This window comes from Aureimonas sp. AU12 (assembly GCF_001463705.1).
Taxonomy (GTDB): domain Bacteria; phylum Pseudomonadota; class Alphaproteobacteria; order Rhizobiales; family Rhizobiaceae; genus Aureimonas.
The window spans coordinates 35,817-59,962 of sequence record NZ_BBWH01000028.1 but is presented as its reverse complement, the minus strand read 5'-3'; the positions used below and the strand labels follow the sequence as shown (position 1 = coordinate 59,962).

The 24,146-nt window shown below is 69.2% G+C and carries 23 protein-coding genes; 9 read left to right on the top strand and 14 right to left on the bottom strand.

Annotated elements, in window-relative coordinates:
• Positions 1–253 precede the first annotated feature (253 nt).
• The 3 genes from AUL33_RS11595 to AUL33_RS11585 all read left to right on the top strand — a co-directional run bounded on the left by AUL33_RS11595 (position 254) and on the right by AUL33_RS11585 (position 4,122).
• The gene (locus tag AUL33_RS11595) at positions 254–2,329 is read left to right on the top strand and encodes an FUSC family protein (RefSeq protein ID WP_062207785.1); all 2,076 of its coding nucleotides are present in this window, start codon (positions 254–256) and stop codon (positions 2,327–2,329) included.
• Between the two features lie 278 nt (positions 2,330–2,607).
• Entirely contained in the window at positions 2,608–3,450 is an 843-nt protein-coding gene (locus AUL33_RS11590; RefSeq protein WP_062208256.1) for a tetratricopeptide repeat protein, read from the top strand.
• Positions 3,451–3,624: 174 nt separating this feature from the next.
• On the top strand, positions 3,625–4,122 hold the full coding sequence (locus tag AUL33_RS11585) for a DUF992 domain-containing protein (protein WP_062207782.1): 498 nt from the start codon (positions 3,625–3,627) through the stop codon (positions 4,120–4,122).
• Between the two features lie 73 nt (positions 4,123–4,195).
• Here AUL33_RS11585 and AUL33_RS11580 read toward each other — a convergent pair whose 3' ends face one another.
• From AUL33_RS11580 to AUL33_RS11550, 7 genes are all read right to left on the bottom strand, one after another.
• The gene (locus AUL33_RS11580) at positions 4,196–5,596 is read right to left on the bottom strand and encodes an NAD(P)(+) transhydrogenase (Re/Si-specific) subunit beta (RefSeq protein ID WP_062207779.1); all 1,401 of its coding nucleotides are present in this window, start codon (positions 5,594–5,596) and stop codon (positions 4,196–4,198) included.
• A gap of 5 nt (positions 5,597–5,601) precedes the next feature.
• Positions 5,602–6,018, bottom strand: coding sequence for a proton-translocating transhydrogenase family protein (locus tag AUL33_RS11575; RefSeq protein WP_062207776.1), 417 nt, complete (start codon positions 6,016–6,018; stop codon positions 5,602–5,604).
• The gene (locus AUL33_RS11570; RefSeq protein ID WP_062207772.1) at positions 6,018–7,205 is read right to left on the bottom strand and encodes a Re/Si-specific NAD(P)(+) transhydrogenase subunit alpha; all 1,188 of its coding nucleotides are present in this window, start codon (positions 7,203–7,205) and stop codon (positions 6,018–6,020) included. The genes AUL33_RS11575 and AUL33_RS11570 overlap by 1 nt, the downstream gene beginning before the upstream one ends.
• A gap of 100 nt (positions 7,206–7,305) precedes the next feature.
• Positions 7,306–7,530 (bottom strand): aa3-type cytochrome c oxidase subunit IV, encoded by a 225-nt coding sequence (locus AUL33_RS11565; RefSeq protein WP_062207769.1) that lies wholly within the window; start codon positions 7,528–7,530, stop codon positions 7,306–7,308.
• Between the two features lie 137 nt (positions 7,531–7,667).
• Entirely contained in the window at positions 7,668–8,231 is a 564-nt protein-coding gene (locus AUL33_RS11560) for a type 1 glutamine amidotransferase domain-containing protein (protein ID WP_062207766.1), read from the bottom strand.
• A gap of 154 nt (positions 8,232–8,385) precedes the next feature.
• Entirely contained in the window at positions 8,386–8,937 is a 552-nt protein-coding gene (locus AUL33_RS11555) for a regulatory protein RecX (RefSeq protein WP_062207763.1), read from the bottom strand.
• Positions 8,938–9,030: 93 nt separating this feature from the next.
• Positions 9,031–9,765, bottom strand: coding sequence for a hypothetical protein (locus AUL33_RS11550; RefSeq protein ID WP_062207760.1), 735 nt, complete (start codon positions 9,763–9,765; stop codon positions 9,031–9,033).
• Between the two features lie 335 nt (positions 9,766–10,100).
• Between AUL33_RS11550 and AUL33_RS11545 the strand changes: the two genes are divergently transcribed.
• Entirely contained in the window at positions 10,101–10,859 is a 759-nt protein-coding gene (locus tag AUL33_RS11545) for a gamma-glutamyl-gamma-aminobutyrate hydrolase family protein (protein ID WP_062207757.1), read from the top strand.
• A 16-nt stretch (positions 10,860–10,875) separates the two neighbouring features.
• On the opposite strand, the gene AUL33_RS11540 is transcribed toward AUL33_RS11545, so the two are convergent.
• The 4 genes from AUL33_RS11540 to AUL33_RS11525 form a co-directional block, all read right to left on the bottom strand.
• Positions 10,876–11,961: a nickel/cobalt transporter gene (locus tag AUL33_RS11540; protein ID WP_062207754.1), complete on the bottom strand. Its 1,086-nt coding sequence runs from the start codon at positions 11,959–11,961 to the stop codon at positions 10,876–10,878.
• Complete coding sequence (locus AUL33_RS11535) at positions 11,949–12,620, bottom strand: DUF1007 family protein (protein WP_062208254.1); 672 nt, start codon at positions 12,618–12,620, stop codon at positions 11,949–11,951. The genes AUL33_RS11540 and AUL33_RS11535 overlap by 13 nt, the downstream gene beginning before the upstream one ends.
• 110 nt (positions 12,621–12,730) lie before the next feature.
• On the bottom strand, positions 12,731–13,255 hold the full coding sequence (locus tag AUL33_RS11530) for a L,D-transpeptidase (RefSeq protein WP_062207751.1): 525 nt from the start codon (positions 13,253–13,255) through the stop codon (positions 12,731–12,733).
• A 38-nt stretch (positions 13,256–13,293) separates the two neighbouring features.
• Positions 13,294–14,214, bottom strand: a complete 921-nt coding sequence (locus AUL33_RS11525; protein WP_062207749.1) for a LysR family transcriptional regulator — start codon at positions 14,212–14,214, stop codon at positions 13,294–13,296.
• 525 nt (positions 14,215–14,739) lie between these two features.
• Between AUL33_RS11525 and odc2 the strand changes: the two genes are divergently transcribed.
• From odc2 to AUL33_RS11510, 3 genes are all read left to right on the top strand, one after another.
• A complete protein-coding gene (gene odc2, locus AUL33_RS11520; RefSeq protein WP_062207745.1) occupies positions 14,740–15,873 on the top strand; it encodes an ornithine/lysine decarboxylase in 1,134 nt (377 codons plus the stop codon).
• A 168-nt stretch (positions 15,874–16,041) separates the two neighbouring features.
• The gene (locus tag AUL33_RS11515) at positions 16,042–16,632 is read left to right on the top strand and encodes a GNAT family N-acetyltransferase (RefSeq protein WP_062207742.1); all 591 of its coding nucleotides are present in this window, start codon (positions 16,042–16,044) and stop codon (positions 16,630–16,632) included.
• Positions 16,633–16,757: 125 nt separating this feature from the next.
• The gene (locus AUL33_RS11510) at positions 16,758–19,226 is read left to right on the top strand and encodes a PAS domain-containing protein (protein WP_062207740.1); all 2,469 of its coding nucleotides are present in this window, start codon (positions 16,758–16,760) and stop codon (positions 19,224–19,226) included.
• A 19-nt stretch (positions 19,227–19,245) separates the two neighbouring features.
• Here the strand turns inward: AUL33_RS11510 and AUL33_RS11505 are convergent, their stop codons facing one another.
• The 3 genes from AUL33_RS11505 to AUL33_RS11495 are packed head-to-tail and all read right to left on the bottom strand — an operon-like array spanning position 19,246 to position 22,246.
• Positions 19,246–20,226: a WD40 repeat domain-containing protein gene (locus tag AUL33_RS11505; RefSeq protein WP_062207737.1), complete on the bottom strand. Its 981-nt coding sequence runs from the start codon at positions 20,224–20,226 to the stop codon at positions 19,246–19,248.
• Positions 20,226–21,392 carry a GTP-binding protein gene (locus AUL33_RS11500; RefSeq protein ID WP_062207734.1) on the bottom strand — a complete coding sequence of 389 codons (1,167 nt, stop codon included), beginning with the start codon at positions 21,390–21,392 and terminating at the stop codon, positions 20,226–20,228. The genes AUL33_RS11505 and AUL33_RS11500 overlap by 1 nt, the downstream gene beginning before the upstream one ends.
• A 44-nt stretch (positions 21,393–21,436) precedes the next feature.
• The gene (locus AUL33_RS11495; protein WP_062208250.1) at positions 21,437–22,246 is read right to left on the bottom strand and encodes a creatininase family protein; all 810 of its coding nucleotides are present in this window, start codon (positions 22,244–22,246) and stop codon (positions 21,437–21,439) included.
• Between the two features lie 224 nt (positions 22,247–22,470).
• On the opposite strand from AUL33_RS11495, the gene AUL33_RS11490 reads away from it, so the two are divergent.
• The gene (locus tag AUL33_RS11490) at positions 22,471–22,914 is read left to right on the top strand and encodes a MarR family winged helix-turn-helix transcriptional regulator (RefSeq protein WP_244492144.1); all 444 of its coding nucleotides are present in this window, start codon (positions 22,471–22,473) and stop codon (positions 22,912–22,914) included.
• A 142-nt stretch (positions 22,915–23,056) separates the two neighbouring features.
• Positions 23,057–24,079, top strand: a complete 1,023-nt coding sequence (locus AUL33_RS11485) for a LacI family DNA-binding transcriptional regulator (RefSeq protein WP_062207728.1) — start codon at positions 23,057–23,059, stop codon at positions 24,077–24,079.
• Positions 24,080–24,146: the final 67 nt, after the last annotated feature.

The window sequence follows — 24,146 nt, the reverse complement described above, 5'->3', positions numbered from 1 at the left end:
CGAATTTGGCCGACCACTCCCGCGAGCGCCGGTCTCCTTTGTGATAAATGGCCGCATCCAAGACTTATCCAGAGCGCTACTGACGTTTTTTTATGCGTCCTATCGAACGCAAGCTTCCGTCGCCGTTTCGTCAGTCATTCTTGCTAAGTTGCTTCGTGAGGCACTGGACGCTTCGACCGGCCTCCGGGTCTTGCACCGGGCGCCCGAGTGTCCCTAGTGAACGCTCCCGCTCCGCACCGGTCCGCCCGCCGCCATGCCACCAGCCCTGCCCTCCTTCGTCGAGACCGCCGCGCGCCGGGTGCGCGACGCCGTCGTCGCCGGCGATCCCGGCCTGACGCGCCTTCGCATGGGAAGCCGGGTGACGTTGACGCTCGTTCTCGTGGCCTCGGCGCTCGCCGCCTCCCACCGCGTCGCGCCGCTGCCGGCCGCGGCCTATGCCGTGGCGCTCACGCTGGCGCTACAGGGCGCGATCGCGATCCGCGACGCCACGCATCGCCACCGGATCGTCACCCGCGCGATGGCGGCCGCGGCCGGCTTCCTCGTGCTGGCAGCCCTCAGTCCGCTCGCGGCGCATCCGCCGGTGGTCGACGCGATCTTTCTCCTCGTCGCGTTCCTCGCCGTCTATGCCCGCAAATGGGGCGCCCGCTGGAATGCGGTCGGCATGTTCTCCTTCATGGCCTGTTTCATCGGGGCCTATTTCCGCCCCGTCCCGAGCGATCTCGGCGCCATCGCCTTCGCGCTCGCGCTCTCGGCCGTGATCGCCGACTTCGTGCGCGACCGGCTCGTGCCCGATCGCCCGTCCGGCGACGTCCGCCGGACCTTGAGCGCCGTCGACAAGCGGATCGCCGCCGTCGTGTCGGCGATCCGCCGCGCCGGGCGCGAGGGCTGGACGCCGGAAGCGCGCGACGGCGCGGTGGCGGCGGTGCAGCGGGTGAAGGACGCGCTGGCGGTCGCCGAAGGGTTCCTGCCGGCCGACGGGGGCGGCGCCACCGGCCCGCGTGACGCGGCCGCAACGCTCTCCATCCGCCTCTTCGACCTGCATCTCGCCACCGAGACGGCGCTCGCCGCCAGCATCGGCGCCGCGCCCGAGGACGAGACCGCGCTCGATCGGCTGAAGGCCGCGCTCGATCGGCTGGCGCGCCTGCGGCTCGACGCGCGCAAGGCGGCCGCCGCCCTCACCGACGAAGCGCTCGACCGCACGGCGCCGCCCTCTGCGGCCGCCGCCGCCGGTGAGGAGACCGCGCCGAAGCTGTGGCGCGACCCCGCCTTTCGCTTGGCGGCGCAGGTCGTGCTCGCCTGCGCCATCGCCATGGCGGGCGGTCTCCTCGTCTCCGAACAGCGCTGGTTCTGGGCCGTGCTGACCGCCTTTCTCGTCTTCACGAACAGCCAGTCGCGGGGCGACACGGCGCTGCGGGGCGTCAACCGGGCGCTTGGCACCGGCCTCGGCATCGTTGCGGGCATCGGCATGGCGACGCTGTTCCACGATGCGTTCGCGCTGTCGCTGGCGATGATCGGCGCCTGCGTCTTTCTCGGCTTCTACGTCCTTCAGGTCTCCTATGCCGGCATGACCTTCTTCATGACGGTGGCGCTGTCGCTTCTCTACGGGCTGCTGGGCAACTTCTCGCCGGGGCTGCTGGTGGTGCGGCTGGAAGAGACGCTGATCGGTGCGGCGGCAGGCGTCGGCGTCGCATTCCTGGTGTTTCCGCAGCGAACGGATGCGGCGAGCGGAAAGGCGGTCGAGGGGTTCCTCGCCGAGCTCGACCGGCTTCTGGCGGCGGCGGGCGAGTTCGGTCGCGGCGAGGCTTCGAGCTGGCGCGTGATGGCGGTGACGCGGGCGCTCGACCGGCGGCACGGCGAGATCGCGGCGGCGATCCGCCCGCTCGACAGCGGCTGGCTGGCCCTGTCGCGCCGCCGCATCGCGCGCCGGGCGCTGCTGCGCTTCACGGTGCTCGCCTACTGGGCGCATCAGCTGGCCGGCGCGCTTCAGGAAAAGGCGCCCGCTACCGCCGATCCCGACTATGCGGACGGCCTCGCGGCCTGCCGAAGGGATCTGGCGGCCCTTCGACAGCATCCCGTCGACATCTTCAGCGAGACCCGCACCGCTGCGCTCACCCCACCGAAAACCACGGCGCGCGGCAGCGATCTCGCCCAGCCCGACGCCATTCTCGCCATTCACGCCATCCGCCACATCCTCGGCGGTATCCGCCGCCCCACCTCGGCGAAGACTGAGGATCCGGCGGATGAGAGAATACCGACAGAAAACCCCCTGCCTGATAGGCCGTCCGCCGGAATAGCGGAGATCAGCCTTCCGGAGAAACCGAAGGCGTGAGCGCGCCCGTCCTCCAATCCTCGACACTGGAAGGCGTCCTGCGCGAAGAGGCCGAGGCCCTGCGGTGCCCCCGTCACGATGACGAGCCGTGGCCCGCGCACCACGGCGATGTGGCAAACACGACGGAGAGGCGCCGCGATCCGGTTTCACGCAAGTTCGACAGGTTCATGATCATTGTTCGGCCGTTATCAGCAGCTTATGGGGGGCCTGCCGCCCCCCCGAACGATCCGCCTCATAAGGAAATTCGCGTGACAGTGTCATCCCCGGTCCGCTCGACGATGCGCCGCCCCAACGGAGCGGACGGACTGCGCACCGGCGCGGCCCTGGCGGCTGCGCTCCTCCTCGCCTCGTGCCAGAGCGGCCCGACGCTGCAGTCGATCAATCTCGATCAGGCGCAAGGGTCGGCCGAGAACCTGTCCTCGCTGACGGCTGCGGTGAATGCCGATCCGCGCAATCCCGAAGCCTACAACGTGCGCGGCATCGCCTACGGGCGTTCGGGCGAGAACGATCGCGCCATCCAGGACTTCTCGACCGCGATCCAGCTCGACCCCAATTTCTATCAGGCTTATGCCAACCGGGCTCTGGTGCTGCGCCAGACGAACAAGAACCCCGAGGCAGTCGCCGACTACAACGCCGCCTTGAAGATCAACGCGAATTACGATTCGGCCTATATCGGGCGCGGCAACATCTACCGCCTTGCCGGCCGCAACCGCGAGGCCCTCGGCGACTTCCAGCGCGCCATCGATCTCAACACCACCGATCCGCGCGCCTATCATAATCGCGGCTTGCTCTATCAGCTCGACGGCCAGCACCGGCAGGCGATCGAGGATTTCTCGACGGCGATCTCGATGGATGCTAACGCGCCCGAACCCTATTCGGGCCGCTCGATCTCCTACCTCGCACTCAACAATGTCGAGGATGCCTCCGACGACATCAACCGGGCGATCCAGCTCGACGGCAAGCGTGCCGAGTTCTGGGCCAATCAGGGTCTCGTCCTCGAGGCGCGCGGCGACAAGGCCAAGGCCTACCGCTCCTTCGCCCATGCCGCACAGCTCGATCCGAGCTACCAGCCGGCCAAAGACGGCGTCTCGCGCACGCGCGGCTCGGCGCCCGGCGCCTGACAACCCACGCGGGCGTTCGGCAGGATCCAAGGCCGTGCCGAACGCCATCGATCGTCGCACTATATCTCGCACGATACGTTTCGTGATCGCGAGAAATTGCGCTCAGATGAAACCGCTCGGCATCTCAAAGGGTTAACGCGGCAGTTCCCCTCGTTAAGAAATCGAGTGAATGCCATGAAGACCCTTCTCGCCGCCGTCGCCTTCGCCTCCCTCGCGGCCACGGCGCTTCCCGCTCATGCCGGCGCCAAGGTCGGCACGCTGTCCTGCAAGAGCCAGGGCACGATCAACCAGATCGTCTCGTCCAGCGAGACGGTGCTTTGCCGCTACATCCCCTTCGGCAAGTTCCACGGCACCGAAACCTATGTCGGCACGCTCGACACCTACGGCGTCGATCTCGGCATCACCGGCCGCACGCTGATGACGTGGTCTGTGCTGGCCGCCAGCTTCGAGGCGGGCGAGCCGATGTCGCTGGCCGGCACCTACTACGGTACGAGCATCGACGCGTCCTTCGCCATCGGCGGCGGCGGAAAGACCCTGCTCGGCGGTCCCGACCGCGGCTTCACCCTGCAGCCGACCAGCCTGCAGATCCAGGAAGGCGTCAACGCCACCGTCGGCGTCGCGCGTCTGACGCTGCAGGACGCCGACGCGACGCCGGTCGTCTACAAGCCGTAACGCAGACCATTGGAGAACGAGAAAGGCCCGCGATCGCTCGCGGGCCTTTTACCGTGTCGGTGGTCCGCCGGCTCTAGTGCGCCAGCGCCTTGACGATGTCCTCGACCATCTTCTTGGCGTCGGCAAACAGCATCATCGTGTTGTCTTTGTAGAACAAGGTGTTGTCGATGCCGGCATAGCCGGAGCCGAGTGACCGCTTGATGAAGAGGCAGGTCTGGGCCTGATCGACGTTGAGGATCGGCATGCCGTAGATCGGCGAGGTCTTGTCGTCGCGCGCCGCCGGATTGGTAACGTCGTTGGCGCCGATGACGAACGCGACGTCGGTCTGCGCGAACTCCGAGTTGATGTCCTCCAGTTCGAACACCTCGTCATAGGGCACGTTGGCCTCCGCCAGCAGCACGTTCATATGGCCGGGCATGCGGCCCGCCACCGGGTGGATCGCGTATTTCACCTCGACGCCCTCGCGCTTCAGCGTGTCCGCCATCTCGCGCAGCGCATGTTGCGCCTGCGCCACCGCCATGCCGTAGCCGGGCACGATGATGACGCGCGAGGCGTTCTTCATCAGGTAGGCGGCGTCTTCGGCCGAGCCCTGCTTCACCGTGCGGTCGCCGAGATCCTGCGCCGCCGCTCCCCCCGTATCGCCGCCGAAGCCGCCGAGGATGACGGAGACGAAGCTGCGGTTCATGCCCTTGCACATGATGTAGGAGAGGATCGCGCCGGACGAGCCGACCAGCGCGCCGGTGATGATGAGCGCCAGATTCTGCAGCGTGAAGCCGATGCCCGCCGCCGCCCAACCCGAATAGGAGTTGAGCATCGACACCACCACCGGCATGTCGGCGCCGCCGATCGGCACGATGAGGAGGACGCCGAGCACCAGCGCCACGAGCACCACCAGCCAGAACAGGACATGGCTCTCGCTGGAGGCGAAGGCGACGACGAGCACCACGAGGAGGATCGCCAGCGCGATGTTGATCAGGTGGCGCGAGGGCAGCATGATCGGCTTGCCGCTCATCCGCCCGTCGAGCTTGAGGAAGGCGATGACCGAGCCGGTGAAGGTGATGGCGCCGATGGCGACGCCGATCGACATCTCGACGAGCGCCTGGGTGTGGATCGCCCCGACCGTGCCAATGCCGATCGATTCCGGGGCGTAGAGCGCGGCGGCCGCCACCATGACGGCGGCCAGGCCCACGAGCGAGTGGAAGGCGGCGACGAGCTGGGGCATCGCCGTCATCGGAATGCGCCGCGCGATCACCGCACCCGCCCCGCCGCCGATCCCAAGGCCTAAGACGATGAGAACGAGCCCGCCGAAGGACGGCCCGGCGAGGAACAGGGTGGTCAGGATCGACAGGCCCATGCCGACCATGCCGTAGATGTTGCCCTGCCGGCTGGTGGTCGGATGCGACAGGCCGCGCAGCGCCAGGATGAACAGGACGCCGGAGACGAGATAGAGGAAGGACGCGAATTCGACGGACATGGCGTCTAGCGATCCTTCTTCTTGTACATGGCGAGCATGCGGTGGGTGACGAGGAAGCCGCCGAAGATGTTGACGGAGGCGAGCACCAGACCGACGAAGCCGAAGACGGTCGCCGCCCCGGACGCCGCGAGCCCGACGGCGAGAAGCGCGCCGACGATGATGACCGATGAGATCGCGTTGGTGACCGCCATCAGCGGCGTGTGCAGCGCGGGCGTCACCGACCAGACGACGTAGTAGCCGACGAAGATCGCCAGCACGAAGATCGCGAGGTGGAAGACGAAGGGATTGGTGCCCGCGTGCTCGACCGCGGTCGCCACCACCGGGTGCGCCGCCATGCCGTCGACGCCGGCGCGTGCCGCCTGGATCGCGGCCTCGGCATTGTCGAGCATCTGGCGCGTGTAGGTCTGCATCTCGTCGGCCATCAGGCGGTCCCTCCCTCGGATGCGCCGTTCTCGCCGGCGGGCTGGGCGGCGTCGGTGGCCGGCGCCGGCGCGAAGGCGGGATGGACGACCCGCCCGTCATGGGTCAACGCGGTGGCCTTCTGCAGCTCGTCGGCGAGATCGATCCGCAGGCTCTTCGTCTCCTTGTCGATCATCGTCTCGAGGAAGGCCGACAGGTTCTTGGCGTAGAGCAGCGAGGCAGTGGCGGCGATACGGCCGGGCACGTTGAGATAGCCGACGACCCGCGCGCCGCCGATGTCAGTGACCTCGCCGGGCACCGCGCCCTCGACATTGCCGCCGCGCTCCACCGCAAGGTCGATCACCACCGAGCCGGGCTTCATCGTCTCCACCACGTCGCGCGAGACGAGGCGCGGCGCCGGGCGACCGGGGATCAGCGCGGTGGTGATGACGATGTCCTGCTTGGCGATATGGGCGGCGGTGAGTTCGGCCTGCTTGGCCTGATAGGCCGCCGACATCGGCTTGGCGTAGCCGGCCGCGGTCTCGGCGGCCTTGAACTCGTCGTCCTCGACCGCGACGAACTTGGCGCCGAGCGATTCCACCTGTTCCTTGGCGGCGGGCCGGACGTCGGTGGCGGTCACCACGGCGCCGAGCCGGCGCGCGGTGGCGATCGCCTGCAGGCCCGCGACGCCCGCTCCCATGACGAAGACGCGGGCGGCGGGCACGGTGCCGGCGGCGGTCATCATCATCGGGAAGGCGCGGTCGTAGATCGAGGCGGCGTCGATCACCGCCTGATAGCCGGCAAGATTGGCCTGCGAGGACAGGACGTCCATGACCTGCGCGCGCGTGATGCGAGGCATCAGCTCCATCGCGAAGGCAGTGATGCCGGCCTCGGCCATGGCGCGCAACGCCTCGTCCTGGCCGTAGGGGTCCATGATGGCGATGACGACGGCGCCGCGCCGGTAGAGCCCGAGTTCTTCCGCGTTGGGGCGCCGGACCTTGAGGATCACGTCGGCCTCACGCGCATTCTCGGCCGAGCCGATCGCCGCGCCGGCGGCCTCGAAGGCGACGTCGGGAATGCGCGAGCCCTCGCCGGCACCTGCCTCCACGGTGACCGCCGCACCGAGGCCGGTCAGCTTCTTCACCGTGTCGGGCGAGGCGGCGACGCGCGGTTCACCCGCCTCGCGCTCCCTGGGCACGAAGATCCTCATACGTCGATACTCCTCCCGGTTCCCGCGGGAAACGCCCCCGGTCGTCGTCCGATCATCCAGCGCGTCGGGGTCTCCCACCCCGGTACGCCCTCCCGCTGGCCTAGCGCAGGAAGAACACCGCGAGCACGGCGAAGACCGCCATCGTCAGCACGCTGAGGATGACGCCGCCGCCGACGATCAGACCGACGAGCATGCCGAGCAGGATCGCGATGACGCCGATGCTGCCGTACTTCACGAGGCCGAGGAAGCCGGCATAGGTCCGCTTGTGCTCGGCATAGTCCATCGCCGCGCCCTTGTTCAGTTCAAAGCCCATCTCTTCGGCCATGCCGTCCGTCCCCGCTCGCGCAATGCTTCTGCCCTCGCTGATATACGATAGTGCCGCCCGCAAGCAATCGGCCTCGCGAAACGCGAAACGGGGCGCCACCGGCGCCCCGTTTCGTCAACCTGCGATCACGTGCGGGATCAGGCGGCCTGACGCTGCTCGTGCCGACCTTCTTCGACCTCCTCGATGATCTTGGCGATGAAGGCCGGCAGGTCGTCGGGATTGCGCGAGGTGATGAGCGCCTGGTCGGTGACGACCTCCTGGTCGTGCCAGCGCCCGCCGGCATTCGTTACGTCGGTCTTGATGGACTTGAACGAGGTGACGTCGCGATCCCGGATCACGCCGGCCTCGATGAGGAGCCAGGGCGCGTGGCAGATCGCCGCGAGCGTCTTCTTCGAATTGTAGAAATCGCGGATGAAGGCGACGGCCTTGTCATCCGTGCGCAGCGTGTCCGGATTGATCTGGCCGCCCGGCAGGACGAGCGCGTCGTAGTCCGAGACGGAAACCTCGGACAGCGTCTTGTCCACAGCGACGTTGTCGCCCCAATGGTCCTTGTCCCAACCCTTGATCTGGCCGGCTTCGAGCGAGACGACGTGGACGGTGGCGCCCGCCGCCTTCAGCTTCTCCAGCGGCTGCGTCAGTTCAAGCTGTTCGTAGCCGTCGGTGGCGAGAATGGCGATCTTGGCCTGAGTGATCTTCGGCATGGTGATGTCGTCCGATGCTGTTGGCGCGGGCGTGGCGGTACGATCGTCGATCGCTCGCCGTCCTGTCCCGCTCGTGTTGGGGTTCGCATCCTCAACGGGCGCGGGAAAGGCATGGTTCCCTGCCGATCCCTAGCTGGCCAACGGCTTGGACGCCTCAGTCCTGCGCGTCCTCGGCCTCGCCGGTGCCGTCGATCGCGGCGGCGGCATCGCGGAACGAGAAGCCCGCTCGCATCAGGGCGGCGACGTCGCGGTCCCGCCGCTCGGCTCGGTCGCGCAGCCGGTGCGGCCCGAGGCGGCGGCGCTTGGCGAGCGCCCGCGCCGCGGCGGGCTCGTCGGTGGTATCGGCCTCCATCACGGCGGCGATCGTGTCGCGGTCGACGCCCTTTTCACTGAGCTTCATCGCGGTCTGCCGCTTCGATGCGCCGCGTCGGCGAAGGGTCGCCAACCGTCCTTCAGCGAACTGGCGGTCATCGAGGAGCCTCAGTTCGACGAAGCTGTCCACGGTCTGGGTGATGAGATCGGCGTGGACGGACGGGTCTTCGCCGCGCTCGCGGCAGCGGCGCATGACCTTGCGCTCCAAGACGCGGCGAAGGTTCGCCGTGGTCGAGGCGTAGCGTTCGAGATAGTAGGCCGCCGCGCGAAACATCCACTCGCGCGAGACGGGGCGCGGCGGTTTCCGGGCGGGCGGCTTGGCGGTTTCGGTCATGGAAGGCGGTATAGGGCGCGCGCGCCGCGCCACCAAGCGAGGCGCGGCACGGCGAGGGTTCGATCGGGCGCGGTGCCGCGCCGGGGACGGCGATCAGGCGGCGTCGGCCAGATCGGCTTCGTAGATCGGGGCGTCGCGAACCGGCGCGGGTAGCACGGGCGCGGCGGCGTGCGTCTCCTGGCCGAGAATGCCGATCTCGTAGGCCAGCGTCGCGGCCTCGGCGCGGGCGCGGTCGAGGCCGGGCGCGATCTCCTCGGCCAGCGTGAACAGCGTGCCGCCATGCAGGAACGGCGCCTCGTAGGCGGCGCGCAGCACCAGCCCGATCTGCAGGCGCGGGGTTGCCGAGCGCTCGATCATCGTCTCGATGGTGCGGGCGATGCGGCTCGGAATGGTGGTGACGGCGCTCGCGGTGAACGCCCAGTCGCGGTCGCGCCGGCCCCGGCCAACTTCCGCCTGCAGCAGGCGGTCTGTGGCGAGCGCGGCATAGGCCGAAAGCGGCGAGAAGCGCACCGGGATCAGCGCGCGGTCGGCAAGGCGTGCCCCGGCGCGGATGAGGTCGGCATTGTCGCCGGCGTCGATCACCGCCAGTTCGCCGCGGCGGCGGGCGGCGCGAACGAGGCGCTCCAGCGTCATCTCGTCGTCGGCGATCTCGACGGTGCAGCCGGCCGGGCGGCCGGGCTTGGCGGCCCAGTCCACGAGATCCTTGTCACGCGCCGCATCGATCAGGACCACGGGAATGTCGGCGGCGGCCGCAACCCCGGCCAGCGTCAGCGCGAGCGTGGTCGAGCCGGAGGTCTTGAGCGAACCGATGGAGAGGACAGGCATCATGAGAAAAGAGCCTTTCACGAGGCGAGCGGAAGGGATCGCCGGCGACCGTGGGGCCGTCTCGGCGCTGGAAGAAGCGGTCGGTCGTCGTCGGGCGAGGCGGCGGGGCGTGTCGGCCGCGCGTTCGCTCCGGCGCCCGACCGAAGGTTTAAGCAATTCTTTACGAGATCGATTCATCGGCCCGCAGGGTTAACGACTGGTTAACGCGCCGCCCCCGGCAGGCTCGATGGGGCCTCCCGGCTGATCCGAGGCTTGCCAGCGCGAAGCGCGGCGTTGCAAAGGAGGGGAACCGAACGCGTCTCCGTCGAACCGGCGACCCCAGCAGAGAGGAACGGCCCGTGGCGAGCGATGGACTCCTGATCGCGGTTCCCGGCGATGTCCGCGAATTCGAGAACTACGTCTGGCACGCCAGCCCCGGCACGTATCTGGACGCCATCCGCGAGGTGGCCGGCGCCATTCCCGTGATCGTGCCCGCCATCGTCACGCCCGACGAACTCGCCACCGTGCTGGCGCGGGTCGACGGCGTCCTCCTCACCGGCTCCGTGACGAACGTCCACCCGTCGCGCTACGGCGTCGAGCCCTCCCCCGCACACGAGCCCTACGATCCCGCGCGCGACCGGCTGACCGACGCCTTGGCGCGTCAGGCCATCGCCTCCGGGGTGCCGCTTCTGGCGATCTGCCGCGGGCATCAGGAACTGAACGTCGCGCTCGGCGGCTCGCTCGCCACCGAGATCCAGGAGGGCGAGGGCCGGATGGATCACCGCGCCGTTCCCCATCCCGATCAGGCCGAGCGCTTCGGCCTGCGCCACCCGGTCGCGCTGGAGCCGGGCGGGCGGCTGGAGGCGATCGTCGGCTGCGCCGCGATCGAGGTGAACTCGCTGCACCGGCAGGCGATCGACCGGCTGGCCGAGGGGCTGGAGGTCGAGGCGCGCGCGGCCGATGGCACGATCGAGGCGGTGTCGGTGCGCGAGGCGCCCGGCTTCACGCTCGGCGTCCAGTGGCATCCCGAATACTGGGCGCGCACCGATGCGCCGTCGCGGGCGATCTTCGAGGCCTTCGCCGCCGCCTGCCGCAAGCGGCGCGACGCGCGATCCTGAAACGAAGGTCGGGGCCTCAGAGCCCCGGCATCGACGCCACGAAGAGACCCGTGCCGAGAACGACGAGGGCCAGCGCCCCGACGATCTCCAGCGCGGCCCGCATGCCCGCCCCTCGCCCCGCGCCGACGATGCGCAGCGCGGCATCCTTGGCGACCACCGTCAGGGTCGCCAGCGCCGAGACGGTGATGGCGGTGCCGAGCGCCATGGCCAGCACCGACAGGCCGCCGCCAAGCCAGAGCCCGTTGAGCACCGCGAAGGTGAGGACGACGATCGCCCCCGAGCAGGGCCGGAGGCCGATGGCGAGTACCGCCGAGGCGCCCGAGCGCAAGCCAAAGCGCTGACCGCGAATGAGCCGTGGGTCGAGGATATGGGCGCGCCCGCAGTCGCAGAGATCGCCGGCCGGGTCGTCGCAGACGTCTGCGCCATAAGCGCTTGAGGCCCGCGGCAGGCCGGCGCGCGGCGCGGCGCGATCGGTGAAGGTGCCCTGTCCCGCAAAGGCCAGCCCCGGCACGGATCCGTTCGAGCGCGCCGGCCAGAGCGCCAGCAGCGGTCGCCGCCAGCGCCGCGCGGCCGCATGGCCCTTGCGCAGCAGCAGGACGACGCCGACGAGCGCGATCATCGCGTAGGAGCCGAGTTCGAGCCCCCAGGCGGCATCCGTCATCGTCACCGCCGAGCCGCGCAGCAGAACCCATCCGACCCCGACGATGAGGACGGCCGAGAGGCCCTGCGCCAGCGCCGAGGCGAAGGAGAGGACGACGCCGCGACGCAGTTCGACCTCGTTCGCCAGCATGTAGGACGAGATCACCGCCTTGCCGTGTCCCGGCCCGGCGGCGTGGAAGACGCCGTAGACGAAGGAGAGCCCGACGAGCCAGGCGAAACCGCCCTGCCCGTCGCGGATGCCGACGAGCGCATGGCGCAGATCCGTGAAGAAGCCGCGCTGGATCGCCATGATCTCGGCGAACACGCCGCCGAACGGGCCGCCCGGCGTCGCCGTCACCTCGGCATTGCCGATGCCCAGGGACGATTGCGCATGCGCCGCGCCGGCCAGGAGACACACGAACCCGAGCGCGGCCAGCGCCCCGCGAGCCGTCAGTGGGCGCATTGCACGTCGACCCGCGTGGCGAGAAGCTGGGAATAGTTGACGCCGTCGGAGGGCAGCGCCTGGTTCGGCTTCAGCATCGACACCGAGTTCATCCAGTCGCTGGCGTCGGCGTCGGGATCGGGCTGGGTGAAGGTCTTGCGGCAGGTCTTGGGCAGGTCGAGAAGCTGGTAGGCGGTCTCGTCGGTAAAATCGAAGGCGACGAAATAGCTCTCGTCATAGGCCGAGAAGGTCACGGGCTGCTTCTTGAGGTCCACCGGCTCGGCGGGCGCCATCTCGAAGAGGAGCGTCAGCTGCCCGTGGTCGAACAGGCCGCGGATCTGCTTCGGCGGTTCGAGCTTGATGTCGCGCCCGGCCACGGTGACGAAGGTGTAGAAATCCCATTCGGCGATCGACTGCAGCACGGTGGCGCTCACCGCCTCGATCTCGTCGGGGTCGAGCGTGCCGTTGCCGTTCTTGTCGAAGTCCACCACGACGCTGGAGGAGAAGAGCTCGTCGAAGCGCCAGATGTTGCGCACCGAGACGAGCTGCGCCTCGGCATTGCCGACGATCTCCATGCGCGACTCCGCGAAGACGTGCGGATGCGCCTCGGCCGTACGCGCTAACGCGGCGAGCGCGCCGAGGACAACGAGCGCGGCGACGCCCCCGGTTCTAACCGACATGCTCTTCATCCCCGCTCATGGTTCCCGGCCCGCCCCGGCCGTCCGCCGATCGGCGGGCCTTGAGGGTCATCGGGCGAAACAAGGGCGGAAATGCGGAGGAAGGCGAGAGGCTACTGGAGGACCACGACCTCGGCGCCGACATGGACTCGCTCGAAGAGATCCACCACATCCTCGTTGCGCATGCGGAAGCAGCCCGCGGACGCGGCCGAGCCGATCGAGTTCGGCGAGTTCGTGCCGTGGATGCGATAGGTCCCCCAGCCCAGATTCATCGCCCGCTTGCCGAGCGGGTTCTTCGGGCCGGGGCCGACGGACGCGGGAAGCGTCGGCTTGGCCTCGCGCATCGAGGCGGTGGGCACCCAGACCGGATCGAGGCGCTTCTTCGAGACCCAGCTCGTGCCGAACCACTGCTCGCTCGGCTTGCCCACCGCGATGTCGTATTGCAGCGCGGTCTCGTGGCCGGTGACGAGGAAGAGCTGGCGCGCGCCGGTCAGCACCACGATCGTGCCGGGCTCGTAGTCGCCGATGAAGGCGGTCTCCTCGCGCTCGCTCGGCGCCTGGCGCTTCGTGGCGGCCTCGGCGGCACCGCAGAGGCCGATGGAGAGGGTGAGGAGCGCAGCGGCCAGCGGGCGGATCATGGTCGACCTCGTCGATGAAAGGGCGAACGTTCGCGCCGTCAGGCGGCGGCGGAGTCGCGTCCCGGACTATTCTTGCGGAACCAGGTTGCCAAGAAGTCAACGAAGACGCGTGTGCGCGCCGGAAGATGGCGCCGATGCGGAAACACCGCATAGATGCCGGCATCGCGCGGTACGAACTCCTCCAGCACCGAGACGAGGCGCCCGGCGGCGATGTCGTCGCGCACCACGAAGTCCGGCGTCATCGCCACGCCGAGACCGGCCAGCGTCGCGGCGCGCACCGTATAGGGAGAGTTCGCGGAGAAGCGGCCGGAGACGTTGACCGGGATCGGGTCGCCGGTCGCGGGATCCTTGAAGGTCCAGTTGTAGAGGACCTTGGCGTTGGAATCGATCACCGCCGGCATGCGCGAGATGTCGGACGGGTGCTTCGGCGTGCCGTGCTCGGCAAGAAAGGCGGGGGTGGCGCAGATGGTGAAGTCGAGCGAGCCGAGCCGGCGGGCGATCATCGCCGAATCGGTCAGCCGCGTCATGCGGATCGCGACGTCGAACCCCTCGTCCACGAGATTGACGAAGGCGTCGTTGAGATGAAGGTCGAGCGAGATGTCGGGATGGGCGGCGGAGAACTCGACAAGGCTCAGGCCGAGCGCGGCATCGCCGAAGGTGCGCGCGGCGGTGACGCGCAGCGTTCCCTTGGCCTCGCCGGTCGCCTCGCGCGCCTCCTCGTTCAGCGCCTCGAGATCGCCGAGAATGGTGGAGGCGCGCGAGACGTAGATCTCGCCGGCCGCCGTCAGAGCCACCTGACGGGTGGTGCGGTTGATGAGGAGGACGCCGAGTTCGTCCTCCAGTTCGCGCACGTATTTGGACAAAAGCGCCTTCGAGCGGCCGGTCTTGCGGGCCGCGGCCGAGAAGCCCTCGTTCTCCACGACGGACAGGAAGGCACGCATGCGCGTCAGGGTGTCCATCGGCAGAAAATCCTTGCGTAGGGCTGACCAGTGTTGCCGTCTGACGACATCGCACGGCCTTGTCCAGAGCCGGGCCGGGAAATGCCGCAAGGCCGCATTTTTCTGTTGTGTATGACAATCGGCTTTCTTATATCCGCCTTGCCCAATGTCGCACGTGCCTGTGGGCGTCCCCCGGTCCTTCGAATGCGAGGATAACCGGGACGGTAACTGGAGTGATCCTCCAGATCGGTTTCGCTGCTGGCGAGATCGTGGACGCCTTGAAGCAACGACGGTGCGGGCCTTTCTGGTCTCTCCCGGTCTCCATAGCCGGGAATACTGAAGAGGCACACCTTCCTTGCCTGAAGTGCGGCGGGTTCACACCCTCCAAGCCATGGCAGACTTTCTCGGCTCCGTGCGGCTCTTGTCCGCTCAGGGCCGACGCATGTCGCGTTTCGCGTCCTTCGTACGAGCGGGGTCTCCACCGGCTGCTCGTAGGCTGGGCGCGTGCGCTCCTCGTCAACCCGTCTCGGTTCACCGGAGCTTCCCATGGCCACGCAGCGCATCCTCGACTTCATCGCCACCCGCCGTCCGAACGGCCCCTGCCTCGTGGTCGATCTCGACGTCGTCGAAACCAATTTCCAGGCCTTCCGCAAGGCGCTGCCGGATTCGTCGATCTACTACGCGGTGAAGGCCAACCCGTCGCCGGAGATCCTGCGTCTTCTGGCCTCGCTCGGCTCGTCCTTCGACTGCGCCTCGGTCGCCGAGATCGAGATGGCGATGGATGCTGGTGCCACGGCCGACCGCGTCTCTTTCGGCAACACCATCAAGAAGGAGCGCGACGTCGCCGCCGCCCATGCGCTCGGCGTGTCGCTCTTCGCGGTGGATTGCGTCGAGGAGGTCGAGAAGATCGCCCGTGCCGCTCCCGGCGCTCGCGTGTTCTGCCGCGTGCTGACCGATGGTGCCGGCGCCGAATGGCCGCTGTCGCGCAAGTTCGGCTGCGTGCCCGCGATGGCGACGGACGTTCTCGTCCATGCCCAGCGCCTCGGTCTCGTGGCGACCGGCGTCTCGTTCCATGTCGGTTCGCAGCAGTGCGACACCGAGGCCTGGGATGCGGCGCTGGCCGACGCGGCAAAGGTCTTCGCCGACCTATCCGAGCAGGGCATCACCCTGACGCTCGTCAACATGGGCGGCGGTTTCCCGACCCGCTACCTGAAGGACGTGCCGACGGCGCAGGCCTATGGCCGCTCGATCTTCGCAGCACTCCGCCGTCATTTCGGCAACCGCCTGCCGGAGACGATCATCGAGCCGGGCCGCGGCATGGTGGGCGATGCCGGCGTGATCAAGGCTGAGGTGGTGCTGGTCTCCCGCAAGTCCGCGAGCGACGAGAACCGCTGGGTCTATCTCGACATCGGCAAGTTCGGCGGTCTCGCCGAGACGATGGACGAGGCGATCCGCTACCCGATCACCACGACGCGCGACGGCGACCGGATGGAGCCCTGCGTGCTCGCCGGCCCGACCTGCGATTCGGCCGACGTGCTCTACGAGAAGAAGCCCTATCCGCTGCCGATCACGCTGACGATCGGCGACGAGGTTCTGATCGAGGGCACCGGCGCCTACACCACCACCTATTCGGCGGTGGCGTTCAACGGGTTCGAGCCGCTGCGCTCCTACGTGATCTGACGGCCAGGGCGCTCGACAACCCGAGCGCCCTGGCCCGCCTCTCCTTCCCTCCCGATCCGCCTCCGGGCGCGCGACGGCGCGTGCGCCGGAGGGCTGACCCCGTGCGCGCCCCTCGACCGGCGGCGGCGGATGAATTTTTGCTCGTGTGCTTCGCGAGGATTGATGTCCATGGCTGCGCTCTCCCCCCTCTTTTCCGACCTGACCTCCCTCGCTCCCGTCGTGTCGCTGCGCCTTGAGCGCGCCGGCGACGTCGCCGCCCGCGAGGCGCTTCTCGATGCCGCGATGGGCGCCGGGCGCACCCGCAAGTCGTCCGAGGCGATCCGGCGCGGCCGCCTGCCCGCCGAAGGCCTCGCGCTCGTCGCCGAGACCGACGACGGCACGCTGGTCGGCACCGTGCGCCTGTGGAACGTCGAGGCCGGCGATGCGAACGGCGCGCCCGTTTCGGCGCTGCTGCTCGGCCCGCTCGCGGTCGCCCCGCATCTGGCGAGATCGGGCATTGGCTCGATGCTGATGCGTCGCGCCGTCGCCGAAAGCCTGTGGCGCGGCCACCGCGCCATCGTGCTCGTCGGCGACGCGCCCTATTACGGGCGCTTCGGCTTCACGGCCGGGGTCGCCGCCGGTCTCGTCATGCCCGGGCCGTTCGAGCGCCACCGGCTGCTCGGACTCGAGTTCGAGCGCGGTGCGCTCCAAGGCGCCGCCGGCCTCATCCGCGCGTCGGGTCGCCGGCTGCCGGCGACGGAGTTCGCAGCGGCCGTTTGATTCGTTAACTGCCGCCGGTCGCCTACGGAGTTTCGCCTATGCGACCGGCGGCGAACATGCTTCTGGTACAGTGCAGTGAAACTCGACCGTTGCGTTTGCACGGTCGGAACGGCACGGGTTGGCGCATGCGGGAAGAGTTGGAACGCGATCTCGCGATGGCCCGAGCCGAGATCGCTCGCCTGCGCGCCGAGATCGCGGACCTGCGCGACCGCCCCGACCAGGGCGCCGCCATCGCAACCGGTCCTGACGGTTCGCCGGCACACGAAGACGCCGCGCGCGAACCCTTCACTCCCAACCCGGTGTCCGACCGGGCCTACCGGATGATCGTCGAGAGCATCCGCGACTATGCGATCATCGCGATGGACCTTCGCGGCCACGTCACCGTCTGGAGCGACACGGCGGCCGATATCTTCGGACGTACGGTGGAGGACGTGGTCGGTCGCCCGATCGATCTTATCTTCACGCCCGAGGACCGGCTCGCCGGACGACCGGGCGAGGAGCTGCGCGAGGCCAGCCAGACGGGCCGCGCACCCGACGAACGCTGGCACCTGCGCGCCGACGGCAGCCGCTTCTTCGCCCGCGGCACGATGATGCCGCTGGAAGACGAAGGCGGCCGGCAGATCGGCTTCCTCAAGATCCTGCGCGACCGCACGCGCGACGAGGAGGCGCGCCGCGATTTGCTGTCCAGCCGCGAACGCCTGCAGTTCGCGCTCGACGCCGCCGCGCTCGTCGGCACCTGGGACTGGGACATCCGCGGCGACAAGGTCTTCGCCGATGCGCGCTTCGCGCACTTCTACGGCATCGACCCCGACCGCGCCGCGCTCGGCCTGCCGCTCGAAGCCTATGTCGCCGGCGTTCTGCCGGAAGACGCGGCCGGGCTGCAGAACGCCATCCAGACGGCGATCGCCACGGGCGCCCTCTTCGCCCACGAATACCGCACGGTGGATGCGAGCGGCGAGGTCCACTGGCTCTATGCGCGCGGGCGCTGCTTCACCGATCCGCAGGGACGCGCGGTGCGCTTCCCCGGCGCCGTGGTGGACGTGACGCGAGAGCGCCAGCGCGAGAAGCGCCAGGCCGCGCTCATCCGGCTCGGCGACGAGGGTCGCGAGTTCGGCGAGCCCGCCGACTACACGCTGCGGGCGCTCGAAATTCTCGGCGAGACCTTCGACATCGAGCGCGTCGGCTATGCCACGGTCGATGCCGCGCAGCGTTACGCCACGATCGTCGGCGAGTGGTCGCGGCCGGGAACGCGGCCGCTCTCGGGCCAGCTCGAAATCGGAAAGTTCGGGCGCTCGCTCCTCGAGGGCCTGCGCACCGGCCTGCTCGTGGTCGACGACATCACCACCCATCCCGCCACGCAGGACGGTGCCGAGGCCTGGGCGCGGATCGGCTCGCGTGCCATGCTCAACATGTCGGTGGTCGAGGACGGCCGGGTGCAGGTCATCCTCTACCTTCACTGCGCCCGGCCGCGGCACTGGAGCGCGGAAGACCTCGCCTTCACGCGCGAGATCCTCAACCGCGCCTGGGCCTTCTCGCGCCGCCGCCGCACCGAGCAGTCGCTGGTGGAGACCGAGACGCGCCTTCGGCTGGCGCACGAGGCCGCCGAGATCGGCTCGTTCGATCAGGATTTCGAAGCCGGGACGCTCGTCTGGGACCGCCGCTGCCGCGACGCATTCGGCATCGGCGACGACGAGCCGGTCAGCTTTGCCGCGAGTTTCGAGCCCCAGCTCCATCCCGCCGACCGCGACCGGGTCCTCACCGAGATCGACCGCGCCATGGACGTGCGCGGCACCGGCGTCTTCGATCTCGTCTACCGCACGATCGGGCGCGACGACGGCAAGCAGCGCTTCGTCCAAGCGAGCGCCCAGACCGTGGTCGCCGACGGCAAGGTGGTCCGGTTCGTGGGCGCCGTGCGCGACGTGACGGAGGAGAAAGAGGCCGAGGAGCGCCAGATCCTCCTGACCCGCGAATTGCAGCACCGCGTGAAGAACACGCTCGCCATGGTTAACGCGCTCGCCAACCAGACCCTGCGCCGCGCCGCCAACGTCAAGGACGGCCTCGCCGCCTTCTCGGCCCGGCTCATCGCGCTGAGCCACGCCCACGACATCCTGACGCAGACGAGCTGGACGAGCGCGCCGATCGCCGCCGTGGTGTCGCAGTCGATGGCGCTGCAGGGCGGCGAGAGCGCGCGCGTCTCCTGGTCGGGGCCCGATATCCGACTGACGGCCAAGCAGAGCCTGGCGCTGGCGCTGGCGCTCCACGAACTGGCGACGAACGCCGCGAAATACGGCGCCCTGTCGAACGAGGAGGGACGCGTCCTCATCGGCTGGCACGTCGCCCAGCGCGACGGGGCGCAGCGTCTGTGCTTCGAATGGCGCGAGGTCGGCGGGCCACGCGTCGAGAAGCCGATGACCCGCGGCTTCGGCTCGCGCCTCATCGAACAGTCGCTGGCGCTCGAATTCGGCGGCAGCGTGATCGTCGCCTACGAGCCCACCGGCCTCGTCTGCTCGATCGACGCCGACCTGCAGCTCGACATCGACGAGGAGGCCGTCCTGTCGGTGAAGCTCGACGACATGCCGCAGCCGAGCTTCTGACGTCATTGCGAGGCGGTGATCAGGCCGCCGTGATGTCCACGACGCCGGCCTCGCCCCCTTCGCTGCCGAAGGCGAGGAAGCGGCCCTTGGCATCCCAGCCCATGGTCGAGACCGGCGAGCCGCCGCCGCGCCGCAGCAGCGCCTCGCGCTGGTCGGAGAAGCGCACCGCGAGGATCATGCCGTCGGCATAGCCGATACCCACGAGGTCGTCCGTGGGATGACAGGCGACGGCCGTCACCATCGTGTCGCCGCGCGTGCCGAGTTCGAGCGGCCCCTTGCCCATCGGCCCGTCCCGGCCCGAGAAGGGCCAGAGGATCGCGGCGGGCGCGCCGGAGGTCGCGAGATACTTGGCCTTGGCCGACCAGGACCAGCTCTTCACCTTGGCGGGATAGCCGGTCATGCGCATATGCTTGCCGTCTTCGAGCCGCCAGCCGTGCAGCGCGTTCTCCTGCATGATCGTCACGAGGAAGCGCCCGTCCGGCGAGAAGAAGACGCCGGTATGGGCGCCCTTCCATTCCAGCTCCAGCGGGGCGGCATCCGTGCCGGCGAAGAACAGCGAGGCGCCGTCGTAGCGCGCGGTGGCGAGCCGCAGCCCCTTGGGCGCCAGCGCCACGTCCTCGACGGTGCGCGCGTGCGGGAACTCGCGGCAGGCGCCCTTGGCGTCGCGCACGAAGGCGACGCGCCCCGCGGCGAACGCCACCGCGCCGTTCGGCCCGCCGGCGACCGAGGTGACCCAGCGACGCCCCGCCGAACCGATCTCGCTCATCACACCGTCGGCGCGGGTGGCGACGACGCGCCCGTCCTCGCCGCCCGTCAGGAGCTGCCCGGCGAAGGCGTCGCGGTGCGCCGTGAGGATGCCACCGCCGTGGGCCTCCAGCGTGCGCTCGCCACCGGCGGGAAAGCGGATGGTCCCGTCCGCCAGCGCGAAGACCGGCTCCTCCCCAAGGAAGAGCGCGGCCTCCACGTGGCCCTCGAAGCTGTAGGGAGCGATCTGCGGCATCAGGCGTCGGTGGTCTCGCGGGTCTTGGCGGCGCAGGCGGCGAACTCGGTCTCGAGGCGCTTGGCGTCGAGTTCGCGGCCGATGAAGACGAGCCGGCTCTCGTGCGCCTCGTTCTCGCGCCACGGGCGCTGGTGATCGCCCTCGATGATCATGTGGACGCCCTGGATCACGTAGCGGTCGGGGTCGCCCTTGAAGGCGATGATGCCCTTGAGCCGCAGGATGTTCGGCCCCTCGGTCTGCGTCAGGTTCTGGATCCAGGGGAAGAAGCGGTTCTGGTCCAGTTCGCCGCCGCGCAGCGACACCGAGGTCACCGTCACGTCGTGGATCGGCGCCACCGCGCCGTGGGCGTGGCCGTGGTCGTGCGCATGATCGTGATGCGCGTGATCGTGGCCGTGATGATCGTGCCCCTCGTGTCCATGGGCCTCGTGGCCATGACCATGATGGTCGTGATCATGATCGCAATCGGGGCCGCAGACGTGCTCGTCATGGGCGTGCGCGGCGGCTTCGAGGAATTCGGGATCCTGGTCGAGGACGCGCGTCAGGTCGAAGGCGCCCTGTTCGAGAACCTGTTTCAGGTCGACGCCGGCACGTGTCGTGCGGTGGATCACGGCATGCGGGTTGATCGCGCGCACGGTCGCCTCGACGGCGGCGAGCTCGGCCGGGGTCACGAGGTCGGTCTTGTTGACGAGGATGACGTCGGCGAACGCGATCTGGTCTTCGGCCTCGCGCGAATCCTTCAGGCGAAGGCCGAGATGCTTGGCGTCGACGAGCGCAACCACCGCGTCGAGCTTGGTCTTGGCCCGCACGTCCTCGTCCATGAAGAAGGTCTGCGCCACCGGCACGGGATCGGCGAGGCCGGTGGTCTCGACGATGATCGCGTCGAACCGGCCGGGGCGCTTGGTCAGCGTCTCGACGACGCGCACGAGATCGCCGCGCACGGTGCAGCAGACGCAGCCGTTGTTCATCTCGTAGATCTCTTCGTCGGTCTCGACGATGAGGTCGTTGTCGATGCCGATCTCGCCGAACTCGTTGACGATGACGGCATAGCGCTTGCCGTGATTGTCGGAGAGGATGCGGTTGAGAAGCGTCGTCTTGCCGGATCCCAGATAGCCGGTGAGGACAGTGACCGGAATCGGGGTCGGCGCGGTGCGGGCGGTATCGGACATCCAAGGTCCCTCCGTAACTCGGGAGCGCTCGATATAGGCCTCCCTCACGGCAATTGCACGATGATGTCGGCGAGATCGAAGGCGGCGACGTCGGCGACGAATTCGGCGAATGCCCTCGCTTGATGGTCGGCGATCGCCTCGCCCATCTCCGCGCTCGCCAGACGGGCGTCGCCCACCGTGCCGACGGGGTTGAGGTCTTCCGCCAGCCAGCCGAAGCCGAGCCGGCCGTGGGCGCGCAGGTGCCTCGCCGTTTCTCCAAGCCGCGTCTGCAGCGAAGGCTGGTCGCCGATACGATCGAGACGCACGAGATCGGGCCGGAAGGCCAGCATCAGCGCCGTCTCGATCGCGCCGCCATGGATGCCGACGGCGGCCTCCGCCGCCGGCACCAGCCCCTCCGGCAGGCCGAAGCGCGCCCAGGAGCAGGTGGCGCAGAGGAGCGCGTGGCGGCGGCGCAGTTCGAGCGCGGCCAGTTCCACGACCTGCGTGTTGCCGCCATGCGAGGACACCACCACCAGCCGGCGGAGGCCGGCGCGCGCCAGCCCTTCGCCGATGCGCAGGATCGTCTCGACGCCGGTACGCCAGTCCAGCGACAGCGTGCCGGAGAAGCTCAGGTGCTCGTCGGAGGCGCCGAGCCGCTGCACCGGCAGGGCGGTGGCGACGAGGTCCGGCGGCAGCCGCGTCAAGGCCCGCTCGATCATCGCGTCGGCGATCATCGCGTCGGTGCCGAGCGGCAGGTGCTCGCCGTGCTGCTCGATCGCCGCCACCGGCAGGATCGCCACCGCGCTCGGCAGATCGGGGCGGAGATCGCGCAGCTCGGCGCTCGTCATGTCCTCGAAGCGGCGGCGAATCGGCATGGCGGGCGGCATCCGGTGGGAGGCGGGACGCCTTCGTCGTATCGCTCCGGCGCCCGTGTGGAAACCCGGAGGCGTTTCCGGTGGGCCCAAGGGGGGGGCAAAGGGCTTCATCGCCCGCCGCGCCGCCCTTCGCGGTGGACAGGACGCGGCGCCTTCGCCATCGTGGCCGGGAAACCGGACGGGCGAGGACGATGGCGGACCGAAAAAGCGAGAAACGCGCCGTCATGACCCAGCTGGCGGTCTCCTCGCGCGTCGTGCGCACCGCTCTTTCGGCACGGCTGGCGGCGCAGGGGCTCTATCCCGGCCAGGACGCGCTCCTCCTGATGCTCGGCGAGGAGGACGGTCTGGCGCTGCGCGATCTCGCCCTGCGCCTCGCCGTGCGCCCGCCCACCATCACCAAGACCATCGCGCGGCTGGCGGCGCAGGGCTTCGTCGAGAAGCGCGCCTCCGCATCCGATGCCCGCCAGAGCTTCGTCCACCTGACGGCAGAGGGCCGCGCCCTCGTCGAGGAGGTGCGGCTCGCCCAGCACGAGACTGAACGTCAGGCGATGCGCGGCCTCAAGGGCAAGGACCGCAAGGCGCTGCGCAAGCTGCTCGCCAAGGTCGAGCGCAACTTCGCACCCGACACCGCCTCCGCGCACGACGACGGCGCCTCCGATGAGGCGTGACGGCACCCTTTGTCCGACCGCTCGCGGCCCCTCGCCCGGAGACGTCGGACGGCGCCCGGACGCCCCGCCGGTTGCGTTGGCGCACTCGATGCCGTTAAACCCCTTGAACCCGAGGTTTTGGACGGACGCGGAACGGCGATAGGTGGCGCAGAAGGTCAAATTATCGACGATCGCGGAGAAGCTCGGTCTGTCGACGGCGACGGTGTCGCTGGCGCTGCGCGACAGTCCGCTCGTCGCCGAGGTGACGCGCGAGCGCATCAAGGAGGAGGCGCGCACCTCTGGCTATATCTACAACCGGCGTGCCGCCAGCCTTCGCACCTCGAAGTCCGGCATCGTCGGCGTCTGCGTCCACGACATCATGAACCCGTTCTACGGCGAGATCCTGAAGTCGATCGAGAACGAGCTCGACCGGCACCGCCAGACCTTCGTTCTCTGCAACCACTACGACGACCTGTCAAAGCAGCGCGCCTTTCTCGACACGATGCTGCAGCTCGGCGCCGACGGGCTGATCATGTCGCCAGCCATCGGTACGCCCGCCTCCGACATCCGCCTCGCCGAGGACAACGATCTGCCGGTGACGCTGATCGCGCGCACCGTGGAAGGCTCGGGCGTCACCTCGTTTCGCGGCGACGACACCTACGGCATGTCGCTCGTGGTCCAGCATCTCATCGACGAGGGGCACCGGCGCATCGCCATGATCGGCGGCACCGACCTGACCTCCACCGGCCGCGACCGCGAGCTGGGCTATCGGCAGGCGCTGGAAGCCGCCGGCATTCCGTTTCGTCCGGAATGGCGGATCCAGGGGCCGCGCTCGCGCCATTCAGGCTTCGACGCGGCCGCCGAGTTCCTGGCGATCCCCGACCGACCGGAGGCGGTGGTGTGCTTTTCCGACCTCGTGGCGCTCGGCCTGATGTACGGCCTGTCGCGCGCCGGGCTGCGCCCGGGTGTCGACATCGCCGTCTGCGGCTATGACGACATCGACGAGGCGGCGATCGCGATGCCGCCGCTGACCACCGTTTCCAACGGGCAGAGCGAGGTCGGCCGCCGGGCCGCCGGCGCCCTCCTCGTGCGTCTGGCCGGCGAGCCGGCGCGCGAGAGCCTCGAACTCATCACCCCGGAGCTGCGCGTTCGCCGCTCCAGCCGCCTCGCGCAGACCGGCGACTGACGTCCCGCCTCGCGCCTTCAGGCCTTCCCGCGCCGAACCCTCAGCGGTTCGCCGCACACATTCTCGA

Coding starts and splice junctions, on each gene's coding strand:
- AUL33_RS11595 (WP_062207785.1), top strand. CDS start 254: ATGCCACCAGCCCTGCCCTCCTTCGTCGAGACCGCCGCGCGCCGGGTG.
- AUL33_RS11590 (WP_062208256.1), top strand. CDS start 2,608: ATGCGCCGCCCCAACGGAGCGGACGGACTGCGCACCGGCGCGGCCCTG.
- AUL33_RS11585 (WP_062207782.1), top strand. CDS start 3,625: ATGAAGACCCTTCTCGCCGCCGTCGCCTTCGCCTCCCTCGCGGCCACG.
- AUL33_RS11580 (WP_062207779.1), bottom strand. CDS start 5,596: ATGTCCGTCGAATTCGCGTCCTTCCTCTATCTCGTCTCCGGCGTCCTG.
- AUL33_RS11575 (WP_062207776.1), bottom strand. CDS start 6,018: ATGGCCGACGAGATGCAGACCTACACGCGCCAGATGCTCGACAATGCC.
- AUL33_RS11570 (WP_062207772.1), bottom strand. CDS start 7,205: ATGAGGATCTTCGTGCCCAGGGAGCGCGAGGCGGGTGAACCGCGCGTC.
- AUL33_RS11565 (WP_062207769.1), bottom strand. CDS start 7,530: ATGGCCGAAGAGATGGGCTTTGAACTGAACAAGGGCGCGGCGATGGAC.
- AUL33_RS11560 (WP_062207766.1), bottom strand. CDS start 8,231: ATGCCGAAGATCACTCAGGCCAAGATCGCCATTCTCGCCACCGACGGC.
- AUL33_RS11555 (WP_062207763.1), bottom strand. CDS start 8,937: ATGACCGAAACCGCCAAGCCGCCCGCCCGGAAACCGCCGCGCCCCGTC.
- AUL33_RS11550 (WP_062207760.1), bottom strand. CDS start 9,765: ATGATGCCTGTCCTCTCCATCGGTTCGCTCAAGACCTCCGGCTCGACC.
- AUL33_RS11540 (WP_062207754.1), bottom strand. CDS start 11,961: ATGCGCCCACTGACGGCTCGCGGGGCGCTGGCCGCGCTCGGGTTCGTG.
- AUL33_RS11535 (WP_062208254.1), bottom strand. CDS start 12,620: ATGTCGGTTAGAACCGGGGGCGTCGCCGCGCTCGTTGTCCTCGGCGCG.
- AUL33_RS11530 (WP_062207751.1), bottom strand. CDS start 13,255: ATGATCCGCCCGCTGGCCGCTGCGCTCCTCACCCTCTCCATCGGCCTC.
- AUL33_RS11525 (WP_062207749.1), bottom strand. CDS start 14,214: ATGGACACCCTGACGCGCATGCGTGCCTTCCTGTCCGTCGTGGAGAAC.
- odc2 (WP_062207745.1), top strand. CDS start 14,740: ATGGCCACGCAGCGCATCCTCGACTTCATCGCCACCCGCCGTCCGAAC.
- AUL33_RS11515 (WP_062207742.1), top strand. CDS start 16,042: ATGGCTGCGCTCTCCCCCCTCTTTTCCGACCTGACCTCCCTCGCTCCC.
- AUL33_RS11510 (WP_062207740.1), top strand. CDS start 16,758: ATGCGGGAAGAGTTGGAACGCGATCTCGCGATGGCCCGAGCCGAGATC.
- AUL33_RS11505 (WP_062207737.1), bottom strand. CDS start 20,226: ATGCCGCAGATCGCTCCCTACAGCTTCGAGGGCCACGTGGAGGCCGCG.
- AUL33_RS11500 (WP_062207734.1), bottom strand. CDS start 21,392: ATGTCCGATACCGCCCGCACCGCGCCGACCCCGATTCCGGTCACTGTC.
- AUL33_RS11495 (WP_062208250.1), bottom strand. CDS start 22,246: ATGCCGATTCGCCGCCGCTTCGAGGACATGACGAGCGCCGAGCTGCGC.
- AUL33_RS11490 (WP_244492144.1), top strand. CDS start 22,471: ATGACCCAGCTGGCGGTCTCCTCGCGCGTCGTGCGCACCGCTCTTTCG.